At 31.7% G+C, this 12,887-nt stretch carries 12 protein-coding genes; 8 read left to right on the top strand and 4 right to left on the bottom strand.

All coding sequences use genetic code 11. The features are described from left to right. The 7 genes from KAR67_RS01000 (at position 1) to KAR67_RS00970 (ending at position 6,112) form a co-directional block, all read left to right on the top strand. Positions 1–702: a methyltransferase gene (locus tag KAR67_RS01000; RefSeq protein WP_002779475.1), complete on the top strand. Its 702-nt coding sequence runs from the start codon at positions 1–3 to the stop codon at positions 700–702. Beyond that, the gene (locus tag KAR67_RS00995; protein WP_002779476.1) at positions 692–1,066 is read left to right on the top strand and encodes a YkgJ family cysteine cluster protein; all 375 of its coding nucleotides are present in this window, start codon (positions 692–694) and stop codon (positions 1,064–1,066) included. The genes KAR67_RS01000 and KAR67_RS00995 overlap by 11 nt, the downstream gene beginning before the upstream one ends. Beyond that, positions 1,039–2,316, top strand: a complete 1,278-nt coding sequence (locus tag KAR67_RS00990) for a hypothetical protein (RefSeq protein ID WP_002779477.1) — start codon at positions 1,039–1,041, stop codon at positions 2,314–2,316. Before KAR67_RS00995 ends, KAR67_RS00990 begins: the two co-directional genes overlap by 28 nt. Beyond that, entirely contained in the window at positions 2,313–3,089 is a 777-nt protein-coding gene (gene trpC / locus KAR67_RS00985; protein ID WP_002780808.1) for an indole-3-glycerol phosphate synthase TrpC, read from the top strand. Before KAR67_RS00990 ends, trpC begins: the two co-directional genes overlap by 4 nt. Positions 3,090–3,099: 10 nt before the next feature. After that, the gene (locus tag KAR67_RS00980; RefSeq protein ID WP_162284561.1) at positions 3,100–3,585 is read left to right on the top strand and encodes an HIT domain-containing protein; all 486 of its coding nucleotides are present in this window, start codon (positions 3,100–3,102) and stop codon (positions 3,583–3,585) included. Further along, positions 3,575–4,573, top strand: a complete 999-nt coding sequence (mnmH, locus tag KAR67_RS00975; protein ID WP_002780810.1) for a tRNA 2-selenouridine(34) synthase MnmH — start codon at positions 3,575–3,577, stop codon at positions 4,571–4,573. Before KAR67_RS00980 ends, mnmH begins: the two co-directional genes overlap by 11 nt. Before the next feature lie 303 nt (positions 4,574–4,876). Further along, positions 4,877–6,112, top strand: a complete 1,236-nt coding sequence (locus tag KAR67_RS00970; RefSeq protein ID WP_002780812.1) for an ammonium transporter — start codon at positions 4,877–4,879, stop codon at positions 6,110–6,112. Between the two features lie 59 nt (positions 6,113–6,171). Here KAR67_RS00970 and hemH read toward each other — a convergent pair whose 3' ends face one another. From hemH to KAR67_RS00950, 4 genes are all read right to left on the bottom strand, one after another. After that, positions 6,172–7,083, bottom strand: coding sequence for a ferrochelatase (hemH, locus tag KAR67_RS00965; protein ID WP_002823718.1), 912 nt, complete (start codon positions 7,081–7,083; stop codon positions 6,172–6,174). Positions 7,084–7,202: 119 nt separating this feature from the next. Continuing rightward, a complete protein-coding gene (locus tag KAR67_RS00960; RefSeq protein WP_162284560.1) occupies positions 7,203–8,057 on the bottom strand; it encodes a Gfo/Idh/MocA family oxidoreductase in 855 nt (284 codons plus the stop codon). Next, positions 8,054–9,166: a cobalamin-independent methionine synthase II family protein gene (locus KAR67_RS00955; RefSeq protein WP_002831872.1), complete on the bottom strand. Its 1,113-nt coding sequence runs from the start codon at positions 9,164–9,166 to the stop codon at positions 8,054–8,056. The genes KAR67_RS00960 and KAR67_RS00955 overlap by 4 nt, the downstream gene beginning before the upstream one ends. Beyond that, positions 9,163–10,242, bottom strand: a complete 1,080-nt coding sequence (locus KAR67_RS00950; RefSeq protein ID WP_162284559.1) for a DegT/DnrJ/EryC1/StrS aminotransferase family protein — start codon at positions 10,240–10,242, stop codon at positions 9,163–9,165. The genes KAR67_RS00955 and KAR67_RS00950 overlap by 4 nt, the downstream gene beginning before the upstream one ends. A gap of 116 nt (positions 10,243–10,358) precedes the next feature. On the opposite strand from KAR67_RS00950, the gene alaS reads away from it, so the two are divergent. Then, on the top strand, positions 10,359–12,887 hold the full coding sequence (gene alaS / locus KAR67_RS00945; RefSeq protein WP_162284558.1) for an alanine--tRNA ligase: 2,529 nt from the start codon (positions 10,359–10,361) through the stop codon (positions 12,885–12,887).

Below are 12,887 nucleotides of genomic sequence, written 5' to 3'. Positions count from 1 at the left end.
ATGCAAGATAGTATTAAATTAGCCCAATTGAGTGATGGTTATCGTTACAACAGCGATTCTTTACTTTTAGCTGATTTTGTTTTAGAAATGGGTATTAAAAATCAAGTCTTGGAAGTAGGTTCGGGATGTGGTATTATAGGAATTTTACTTAAAAAATTTGTTTCTAATTTAGATTTATCTTTGCTTGATATACAACAAGAAAATATAGAACTCATTCATCGTAATCTAAAACAAAATAATATACAAGCTGGAGTATTGCATGAAGATTTTAGAAATTTTCAAAATGATAAAAAATTTGATTTTATAGTTTGTAATCCACCTTTTTATAGAGATGGGGCGCATGAGGGTAAAAATACGCATAAAAATATAAGTAAATTTCAAAAATATTTGACTTTAAATGAATTTATTGTTAGATCCAATGCTTTGTTAAAACCTATGGGGGTATTGTATTTTTGTTACGAAGCCTTGGCTTTAGATAAAATTTGCCTTGTTTTAGAGAGTAAAAAGCTAAAATTAACTAAAATTCGTTTTGTACATACTCATCAAAATATTTCAGCAAGACTTGTCTTGGTGCAAGCTAGAAAAAGTGTAAAATCGCCTTGTGAGATTTTACCCCCTTTTTTTATCTATAAAAATGAGAATTTGAGTGAGCAAATGCAAGAGATTCACTCTAGATTTAGGTTGGAAAGTTATGATATTTAATAAAGATTTTTCTTATGGATTTAATGAAAATGCTTGTCAAGAATGCGGTGGAAAATGTTGCACAGGAGAAAGTGGAAATATTTTTGCAAACAAGGAAGAGTTAAAGGCTTTGAGAGAGCATTTGCAATTAGATGAAAAAGAATTTGCTTTGAAATATTTAAAAAAGGTAGGCTTTAGAATGAGTTTTAAGGAAGTTGAATTTGAAGATGGATTTGCATGTATTTTTTTCGATAAGGAAAAAAGAAATTGCTCTATTTATGATTTTCGTCCGAAGCAATGCCGCACCTTTCCTTTTTGGGAATATTTTAAAACACATCAAGAGGAGCTAAAAAAAGAATGTATAGGAATTTGTTATTTGTCTTAATAGGCTTTTTTTTAACTGCGTGTGGGGCTTCAAAAACGATTATAGCTTACCCCGATTATAAGCAGCAAAAGAGCAATGAATTTGATTTAAGGATCATGAAAGCTTATAATTATGAATATTTTAATCAATATGAAGAAGCTAGGGATGAGTTTTTGGCACTTTTTAGAGATTATAATATTACTAATTTTTTAGAAAATGCATTTTTGCTAACTCTAGCAAACAACCTTGATAAAAAAGAAGAGATAAATAATATAGCCAAGCCTTATCTTGATAAGAGTGATAATCTTAAGCGTCTTAGTGCACTTTATGCCTTAAATTCTTATAATCTTAAAGAAGCTCAAGAGCTTATCCAAGGGCTTTTAAAGAAAAAAAGTGATGATCCAAGAAATTTAGAGCTTTATGGAGATGTATTAATACGCCAAAATAATTTAAAAGATGCCATAAAATATTATCAACTAGCCTATAATCAAGTTCAAAACGAGGAGATTTTGTTTAAGCTCGTGGGTGTTTATGCTATATTAAATGATACTTCAAGCATTAAAAATATACTAGAAAATTCAAAAAATATTAATGGTTGCACTCTTAAAACTTGCATTTTACTAGCAAAGATTTATAATGATAAGGGCAATAGCAAAGCTTTACAAGAAATTTATATAGAGCTTTATAATATTACAAAAAACAAAAGCTTTATCCTAGCTCTTATCGAGCTTTTAAGTTCTCAAAACAAAGACAAAGAAGCATTGCATTTTGCTTTAAAATATAATGCAGATGATGATATGAAGCTTTATTTATATCAAAGGTTAAAATTATACAACAAGGCTAAAGATCTTAGTATGCAAATTTATAAACGCACTCAAGAGAAAGAATATCTTTTGCGTGCAGCAGTGTTTGAATTTGAAGAAGCAAATTTGAATAAAAAAATCACTCCGCAGGTTGTTGCTCTTGTGAGCGAAAAATTTTCTAATGCGATTGATGAAAATAGTGATGCTTTGTATTTGAATTATTATGGGTATTTATTGATAGATTATGATTTAGATCTTAAAAAAGGTATGAAATTGGTTGAACTTGCCTTAAAAAAAGAGCCTCAAAATTTATACTATTTGGATTCTTTAGCGTGGGGGTATTATAAACAAGGTGATTGTAAAAAGGCTTGGGAAATTTTGAAGCAAACTTTAGAGGATAAAGAATTTGCAAATTCTGATGAGAGCAAGGCTCATGCAAAAGCAATAAAGGCGTGTATTAAACCATGATTTTAGATAAAATTTTTGAAAAAACTAAAGAAGATTTAAAAGAGCGTAAGGCGCAACTGCCTTATGATATGTTGGGACGATCTTTAGCATCGAATCCTTTTTTTCCTAAAGATGTTAAAGCTGCTTTAAAAAGAATAGAAAATGAAGTAAGAATTATCGCAGAGGTTAAAAAAGCTAGTCCAAGTAAAGGGGTTATAAGGGAAAATTTTGATCCTTTAGATATAGCTTTAAAATACGAAAAAAATGGAGCTGCTGCTATTTCAGTTTTAACAGAACCGCATTTTTTTCAAGGGAGTTTAGAATACCTTAGCATGATACGCCGTTATACGCACGCTCCTTTGTTGCGAAAGGATTTTATTTTTGATGAGTATCAAATTTTAGAAGCTTTGGTTTATGGGGCGGATTTTGTTTTGCTTATCGCTAGAATGTTAAGTATGAAAGAGCTTAAAAGATTGCTTGAATTTACAAGACATTTGGGACTTGAAGCCTTGGTGGAAATTCACGATAAAGAAGATTTGAGCAAAGCGATTTTTTCAGGAGCTGATATTATAGGCATAAATCATCGCAATTTGGATGATTTTTCTATGGATATGAATTTATGCGAAAAACTCATCCCACAAATTCCAAATTCAAAAATTATTATCGCAGAAAGTGGTTTAGAGGATAAAGATTTTTTAAGGCATTTGCAAAATTTAGGCGTTGATGCTTTTTTAATCGGAGAATATTTTATGCGTCAAAACGATGAAGGAGAGGCTTTGAAAGCCTTGCTTTAAAAGGATAAAAATGCAGTATTTGTATGCACCATGGCGAAGTGAGTATTTTGAAAAAGAAAAGAGCGAGTGCCCTTTTTGTGATTGTGCTAATAAAATCAAAAGCGACGAAGAATTAGGAGTGATTTTTAGAGCTAAGTATTGTTTTGGCGTGATGAACCGCTATCCTTATTCTGCAGGGCATTTTATGATAATACCTTATTTGCATGAAGAGTATATAGAAAATTTAAGTGATGAAGCTTGGCAAGAGATAAGTCAATTTGTGCGTCTAGGGGTAAGAATTTTAAAAAGTGAACTCCATGCAGGTGGGGTAAATATCGGTATGAATTTAAGTAAAGATGCGGGTGCTGGGATAGCTCCTCATTGTCATTATCACCTAGTGCCGCGTTGGGCAGGGGATACTAATTTTATCACCACTATAGGAGAGACTAGGGTTTGTGGTACCAATATAGAACAAGTTTATCAAAAACTTGTTTTGGCGTTTAAAAATGTTAAATGAAGTAGATTTTGCAGAATTTCAAAAAGAAAATTTCTCTCTTTTAATCGATGCAAGAAGCCCTAGGGAATTTTTACATTCTCATTTGATAGGGGCGTTGAATTTTTATGCTTTAAATGATGAAGAATATCAAGAAATAGGAACAATTTATAAAAAAAATCAAGCTTTGGCTAAGGCTAGGGGTGCGAGTTATATTTGTCAAAATATGTCAAAGCATATCTTAGAGCTTGCCCACAAATTCCGTATAGGAGATAAGATCGGAATTTACTGCTCTCGTGGGGGTTTGCGTTCAAAATCTATTGCAGTGATTTTGAGCGAATTGGGCTATAGAGTGGTGCGTTTAAAGGGTGGCTTTAAAGCTTATAGAAGTTTTTTGGCGCATTATTTTGATAATGAAATAAATTTAGATTTTTTTGCTCTTTGTGGTAATACAGGCTGTGGAAAGACAGAACTTTTGGAGCTTTTGCCCCATCATTTAAATTTAGAAAAAATGGCAAATCATCTAGGATCATCTTTTGGTGATATTTTAGGTGCTCAGCCTACGCAAAAAGCTTTTGAAGCAAACCTTTTTTATACTTTAAACTCTTTAAAAGATTTTATCTTTATAGAGAGCGAAAGTCGTAAAATAGGTGAAATAGTTTTACCTTTAAAGCTTTATGAAAAAATGCAAAAAGCATTTAAAATTCATTGTTTTTGTTCTTTAGAAAAGCGCATAGACAGGATACAAAAGATCTATCAAGAAAAAATGACTCCTTTAAAATTTAAAGAATGTCTTGCTAAGATCAGTCCTTATATCAGTGTAAATTTTCGTCAGGATTTGCTAAAAAGTTATGAGCAAAGAGAATGGCAAAGGCTTATTGCTTTGCTTTTGGCTTATTATGATAAGAGTTATAAAAAGCCACAAAAAATAGATTTTGAGCTAAACACTGATGATATCTTCAAAGCCAAAGAAGAGCTTTTAGGCTATTTTAAAACGCAATTGCTTTTTTAATACTAGATAATTTCTACTTTTAATTTAAAAAAAACTTTTACCAAATCATCAAAATTTTCTTTATTATCTTGCAAGAATTCTTTTTTATTGTTTTAGTTTAGCCCTAAATTTTTATTTTAATGCTAGTAAATTTGAATTATAGAGAAGTGAAATATTTTTTAAAATCCCTATTTATAGTAATTTCATATAAAAAAATAAACTTTGATAAAAAAAATATATAAAATATTTCTTAAATTTATATTTTTTTAAATCATTTTAAATATAATTATCTCGCAATTAAATTTTGTAAGAAAGGATAGGTAAATGAATGCGATAAATTCAAGTTTTATTGTGTTGTGTACTTTGCTAGTTTTGCTTATGACTCCAGCTTTGGCAATGTTTTATTCAGGTATGGTAAGAAGTAAAAATACTCTTAATACCATAATGAATTGCTTTATTGTTTTTGGTGTTATTACTTTACAATGGGTAGTGCTTGGATTTAGTCTTTCTTTTGGTAAAGATGAAGGACTTGGGCTTGTAGGAAATTTCGAGAATTTCCTCTTAGAGGGTATTAGCGGATACAACGCTTCAGGCGTTCCAAATATTCTTTTTGTGATTTTTCAAATGATGTTTGCACTTATTGCATCTGCTATTATAACAGGCTCTTTGGTGGGAAGAATCAAACTGGGTGTTTTGGTGATATTTCTACTTTTTTGGAGTACTTTAGTTTATGATGTGTTAGCGCATATGATTTGGAGCAGTGAGGGATTTTTGCTTAAAAGAGGAAGTCTTGATTTTGCTGGGGGCGGTGTTGTGCATATTAGCTCTGGGGTTGCCGGACTTGTAGGAGCTTTGATGGTAGGCGCTAGAAAAAGTGATGATGAGGATAAAAACGCGCATTCTATTCCTTATGCTTTCTTGGGTGCGATTTTGCTTTTTATAGGATGGTTAGGTTTTAATGCTGGAAGTGCTGGCGAAATGAATGATATTGCTATCAATGCTTTTATAGTAAGTATTATATCAGCAGCTTGTGGCTTTTTATCTTGGGTGGTACTTGAGTGGCTCATCCATAAAAAACCGACTATTTTAGGTGGACTTAGTGGGCTTGTAGCAGGGCTTGTGGGAATTACTCCAGCTTGCGGTTATGTAGATATTTATGCTTCTCTTGTTATAGGGACTTTGTCTTCTGTGTTTTGTTATTTTGGTTTAAGTTTTATCAAATACAAACTTAAATGGGATGATTCTTTAGATGCCTTTTCTTTGCATGGAATCGGAGGTATTTGGGGAGGAATTGCCACAGGGCTTTTTGCAAGTGCTAAAGTAAATCCTAATGTGATTGCCCAAAATGCACTTGGCGAGGGATTTTTTATCAGCGGAAGTTTGGAACTTTTAAAAGAGCAAATTTTTGCTATTGTGATTTGTGTGGTTTTGTCAGCTCTTATAAGCTTTGTTATTTTTAAGATTATCTCTTGTTTTACAGACTTAAGAGTAAAAGAAGAAGTAGAGCAAAAAGGCTTAGATGTGAGTTTGCACGGAGAAAAAGCTTATACTTTAGCTTAGTTGGCTAAATTTTTACTAAAAAGTCCTTGTAATCATAAACAAGGACTTCAAAATCATTCTTAATTAAAATCAGACAAATACTTTAAAATAAAGTGGATAAATTCATCACTATCATTTGGGCAAGTGATTAAATCATAATCGCACTTTGCTAAATGTTTATACTCCATACCTAGCTCAAAAATCGTTTCAGAACAATCTATGCAAAAAGAAATAGGATAAATCAAAGCTTTGTTATCTAAATTTGCCAAAATATCGCTTGTATTTGGTTCAAGCCATTTTACTGGTCCTAGTTTTGATTGGTAAGCTAAGATAATCTCATCAAAATGATCTTTTAATCTTTCTTTTAAAAGTTCTACATGATGATTGACATGTTTTTCATATAAATCGCCCTTGTCAATAATGCTTTGCGGTAAAGAATGTGCTGAAAAAATTAAAGTTTTAGCATCAAACTCACTTTTTTTGGTCAAAATATGAGAAACAATCGTCTCATTATAAAGCTCATCTTCGTAAAAAATATCTACAATCTTTATTTTTGCCTTGATTTTTTGTTTTAAAATTTCATTTTGCAAAACTTCAAGCGATGAAGTAACTGTGGTGCTTGAGTGGTGTGGATAAAGTGGAAAAAGAATGATTTCATCATTTTCACTTAAAGTGTATTTTTGCAAAACTTCATTGGCAAAAGGCGGCACATAAAGATTGACAAAATCAAATTTAAAGTCTTTTGTTTTTGCATTAAGCTTTTCGCACAAACTTTGAGTAAGTTCATTGAGTGGAGATTTTCCACCCATTTGTTTATAATTTTCTCTCATAGCTTTTACGCGAGATTTCGTAATAATCCACGCCACAAATCTTCTTATAAATTTATTTTTAATACCCAAAATATAAGGATCATTAAACATATTTTTTAAAAAAGTTTCACAATCTTGTAAATTTGTGGCTCCGCCCATATTTAAAAATAAAACTAATTTCATCTAAAAACCTTTTTTTAATTTTATTTTACTTCAGTATGGATTTAAAATCAATAAATTTTTATCTAAGTGTTTTATTGAAACTCAAGTTATTTGGAGTTTATTGCATTATTTTAGAAAAATTAAAATTTTTCTAAAATTTCTTGCACAGCATAAGCATTTTGTATATTTGCTAGGTAATTTTCCTTATTTAAAAGCAAATCATATAAAGCCATATGTTCGCCAAAAAGGGGTGTTTGTGTCATCAGTTCTAAGTTTTGTCCATCTTTACTTAGGGAAAAATCTGCTAAATTTGCCTCGTAAAAATGATTTTTACTCACAAGTGTAATTTTTCTTAGTCTTTGCGTACTGTTCCAGCTTTGATGCACGCAAGCGATCGTTTTTTCTAGCTTGCAGGTTATAATGCTTTCATCTTCTCTTTGATTGTCTTTGTTGAAACTTTTTAAAATGTTAGCATTTGTAATTTTCTCTGCGCTTAAAAAATGAAGCAAGTCAAGATCATGCACAGCCAAATCTTGTAAAATTCCTACATCACTGATTCTTTGCGGATAAGTGGAAAATCTTTGTATATTGATGCTGATAATTTCTTCATTTTGAAGCTCTTTTTTTAGAGCTAAAACCGCAGGATTAAATCTTTCACAAAATCCCACACCCACTTTTACACCATAGCTTTTAGCTAAATTTGAAATTTCATCTATTTCATTTAAATTCAGCGCTAAAGGTTTTTCGATCAATACGCATTTACATTTACAAAAAACCTTTCTAGCTATTTCTAAATGTGAATTTGTTGGTGTTGCAATGATGATGATGTCATTATCTTGATTTAAAAATTCATCCAAATTAATAAAAAAAGGCGCGTTTAAATTTTTATTTTCAACCATATCAAACAAAGCGTTGATCTTAAAATTTTTATTTTTACCAAGCTCGTTTAAATGGTTTTGTCCCATTTTTCCAAGGCCTACAATTCCTACTTTCAAGAGAAAAATCCTTCATTTTCAAGCTCACTTAAAACTTGTTTTAAGAGTTTGATTTTTTCCCATTGAGAATGAGTGAAGATTTCATTTCCTTCTTCAGTGGAGCTAAAGCCACATTGTGTGCTGATTTCAATTTGTTTTGGATTTAAAAATTGAGCTGCTATTTTTACTCTTGCTTTTAACTCTTCTACGCTTGGACTTTCATTGGTTTTGCTAGTAAGAATTCCTAAAACCGCAATTTGATCGTTGATGTATTTTAAAGGTTCAAAATCTCCAGCCCTTTCATCATCAAATTCTAAGAAGAATTTATCGACTCTAAGCTCGCCAAAAAGCTTCTTAGCGACTTTCATATAGCTCCCACTTGCCACATAGCGACTGCGGTAGTTTCCACGACAAATATGAATTGCACTCATTATGTTTTTTGGCATAGTTTTTAAACTCTCATTTAAAAAATCTACATATTCTTCACAAATATCATCTGCGTTGATCTCATTTAAAGCGCAAAATTCATAATCACATAAAGAACCAAAGCTTGTATCATCAAGTTGCAAATATACTCCACCAAGAGCTGCAAATTCTTTGTAAAAATTTTCATAAGCATTTAAAATATCATTTTTAAGTTTTGTAAAATCTTTACCATAGTAATTAAATTCTGTGTTTTTGTCCCCACGGATAAAAAGCATATATAAAAGCATTGATGGACTTGGAATGGTAAGTTTTAAGCGATTTGTATCTATTTTTAAACCTTTTGCAATTTGCATTAATCTTTCAAAATCTTTTAAAAAAGGATGGTTATTGCACTCGATTTTACTTTCAATTTCTATGCCCTCAGCCCTTGTTTCTATCCCTTTAAAGATATAACCCTTTTCTTTTTTGATTTTTTTAATGCCGCCAAAACCCCAGTAAAAATCAAGATGCCACCAAGAACGGCGTAATTCCCCATCACTTAAATAATAAATTCCCGCCTTATCGCACTCTTCTAAAAGATCTCTTATGCAAGAATCTTCAATGCTGCGAAGTTGTTCTTCATCGATTTTTCTCAAGGCAAAATTTTCTCTAGCTTCTTTTAAAATTTTAGGTCTTAAAAAAGAGCCCACTTGATCTAATTTCATAGTCCTTCCTTAAATATTTTAATTACACTTTCTTGCTCACTTTGACTTAAAAATGCTGAAAATGGCAAGGATAAAATATGCTTACTCGCAAATTCTGATTTTTCTAATTTTAAATGCGAAAATTCACTGAAGCAAGGTTGCTTGTGAAGTGGTGTAGGATAATGAATAGCATAAGGAATGTTTGCTTTTTCAAAAGCTTTTAAAACTCTAGCTCTATCCTCTACTAAAACGCTATATTGCGCATAAGCACTGATGGCGTTTTTATCAATCTTTGGAATTTGGCAATTTGTCAAATTTTCGTTGTAGAATTTTGCTATTTCTTGTCTTTTGTTAATTTCTTCATCTAGGTGTTTTAATTTTACATTTAAAATGGCTGCTTGAAGTGTATCAAGACGAGCATTTATCCCTATAAATTCATGTTTATAACGATCAGTTTGTCCATGATTGAGTAAAATTCTTAATTTTTTAGCTATGCTCTCATCGTTACAAAAAATCGATCCACCATCGCCATAAGCCCCCAAAGGCTTAGAAGGAAAAAAGCTAGTGCATGAAATTTTGGCAATAGAGCAAGATTTTTCACCCTTAAAGCTTGCTCCAAAACTTTGTGCGCCATCTTCAATCAAGCTTATATTTTTGCTTTCGCAAAAGGCGTTTAATTCTTGTAAGTTGCTCATTTGACCAAACATACTCACAGCAATAATTGCTTTTGTTTTAGGAGTGATGGCGTTTTTTAGGAGTTCAAAATCGATATTAAAATTATCTAAATTTATATCTACAAATACAGGCTTAGCTCCTAGTAGTGCTACCATTTCAGCAGTAGCTATAAAAGTAAAGCTAGGCACTATGACTTCATCTTCTTGTTTGATATCTAAAGCCCTTAAAGCAAGATATAAAGCACTTGTGCCACTTGAGCATCCTATGGCGTGTTGTACATGAGTGTATTGGGCTAAATTTGTTTCAAATTCATTTAATTTTGCACCCCCTATAAAAGAGGAGCTTGATAAAACACTTGCGATTTCAGAATCGATTTCTTCTTTATATTTAAGATATTGAGCTTGAAGATTGATAAAATTCATAAAAAACCTTGAAAATTAAAGAAATTAATTAAAAAGGCTTATTGTATTTTAGTTTTACTTAATTTAAAGTAATTTTGGTATGATATGCTTTTATAAAAATTTCTTAGGAAAATCTTATGGATGTTAGAAGTGAATATTTAAATTTTTTTAAGTCTAAGGGTCATGAAATCACCCCTTCAAGTCCTTTAGTTCCTGATGATGCAACCTTGCTTTTTACAAATGCAGGAATGGTGCCTTTTAAAAGTATATTTATAGGAGAAGTGCCTCGTCCAAATCCACCACGCAAAACAAGTTGCCAAACTTGTATAAGAGCAGGGGGAAAACACAATGATTTAGATAATGTAGGCTATACCGCTCGCCATCATACTTTTTTTGAAATGTTAGGAAATTTCAGCTTTGGGGATTATTTTAAAGAACAAGCTATCGCTTATGCTTGGGAATTTGTAACCGAGGTATTAAAACTTCCTAAAGATAGACTTTATGTAACCGTACATGAAAGCGATGATGAAGCGTTTGAATTGTGGCAAAAACATATCCAAAAAGAAAGAATTTATAGATTTGGCGATAAGGATAATTTTTGGCAAATGGGCGATACAGGTCCTTGTGGTCCTTGTAGTGAGATTTTTTATGATCAAGGCGAAGAGTATTTTAATGGCGAAGAAGATTATATGGGTGGAGATGGAGATAGGTTCTTAGAAATTTGGAACCTTGTTTTCATGCAGTATGAAAGAAATGCTGATGGTAAACTTACGCCTTTGCCAAAACCAAGTATTGATACAGGAATGGGGCTTGAAAGGGTTACAGCTATCAAAGAGGGTAAATTTAGCAATTTTGACAGCTCGCTTTTTATGCCTATTATCGATGAAATTGCAAAACTTTGTGGTAAAACTTATATTTATGAAAGTGGAGCTAGCTTTAGAGTTATCGCTGATCATATAAGATCGAGTGTATTTTTGCTCGCTCAAGGAACGAGTTTTGATAAAGAGGGTAGGGGTTATGTTTTACGCCGTATTTTACGCCGTGCTTTAAGACATGGGTATTTATTGGGGCTTAAAAAACCTTTTATGTATAATTTAGTTGATGTAGTTTGCAAGCTTATGGGTGAGCATTATACCTATCTTAATGAAAAGAAAGATTTTATAAAAGAGCAAATCTGCTTAGAAGAAGAGAGATTTTTGAGCACTATAGAAAACGGTATTGAAATTTTTAATGAAGAGCTTAAAAATACCAAAGAAGTTTTTAGCGGAGAGGTTGCATTCAAGCTTTATGATACTTATGGTTTTCCACTTGATTTAACGCAAGATATGTTAAGAGAAAAAAATCTTGTGGTAGATGAAGCTAAATTTGAAGAATTGATGAATGAACAAAAAAATCGTGCAAAAGCTTCTTGGAAAGGAAGCGGCGATAAGGTAGCAAGTGGAGATTTTAAAAATTTACTTGAAAAATTTGGAGAAAATTGCTTTGTGGGTTATGAAAAAACAGAATGTCAAGCCACCGTTTTAGCTCTTTTAGATGAAGATTTTAAAGAAGTTTCAAGTCTTAAAGGTCTAGGCTGGGTTATGCTTGATAATACTCCTTTTTATGCAACAAGTGGGGGGCAAATTGCTGATACAGGATATATAGGAACTAGCGAAGTGCTAGATACTCAAAAGTTTTTCAATCTCAATCTTAGTCTTGTAAAAGCTAATGAAGAAATCAAGCTTAATGATAAGATAATAGCAAAAATTGATACCGACAAAAGAGAACAAACTGCACGCCATCATTCAGCTACTCATCTTTTACATCACGCTTTAAGAGAAATTTTGGGTTCTCATATCAGTCAAGCAGGTTCTTTGGTTGAAAGCAATAAATTAAGATTTGATTTTACTCATCACAAAGCTTTAAGCAAGGAAGAATTAGAAAGTATTGAAAAAAGAGTTAATGAAATGATCATTAGCTCAAGCGAAGCAATTTTAGAAAATATGCCTTTAGAAGATGCTAAAAAAAGTGGAGCTATTGCTTTATTTAATGAAAAATATCAAGGTAATGTACGCGTTTTAACCTTAGGTGAAAGTAAAGAGCTTTGCGGAGGAACTCATGTAAAAAATACAGCTCAAATAGGAAGTTTTTACATAGTTAAAGAAAGTGGTGTAAGTGCAGGTGTAAGGCGTATAGAAGCGGTTGTTTCAAGAGCAGCTTTAGAATTTTGCAAGACTTTTATGAATGAAAATCTAAACCTTAAAGAAGAGCTTAAAAGCAATGATTTAAGTCTTGGGGTAAAAAAACTTAAAAATGAAATTCTAAAATTAAAAAACGAGCTTAAAAATTCTAACAAATCACAACTTAACTCAAGCAATATCAATGGAGTTCAAATTTGCGTTGAATGCGTAGAAAGCGGTGATATAAAAACCATGATTGATGAATTTAAAAACAAATTTGAAAAAGCTGCTATTTTACTAATACAAACAAAAGATGATAAGATAACCCTTGCAGCAGGTGTGAAAAATTGTCCTTTAAAAGCTGGAAATTTGGTTAAAAATATTGCTCAAATTTTAGGTGGCAATGGCGGCGGAAGAGATGATTTTGCTACAGCAGGCGGTAAAGATATAAGCAAGATAGATGAAGCTTTAAAACAGGCTTTGGATTTGATCCAAAAAGGACTTTAA

It is taken from the genome of Campylobacter sp. JH32 (assembly GCF_017846535.1).
Lineage (GTDB): Bacteria > Campylobacterota > Campylobacteria > Campylobacterales > Campylobacteraceae > Campylobacter_D > Campylobacter_D coli.
This window is presented reverse-complemented; position numbering and strand designations above follow the sequence as displayed.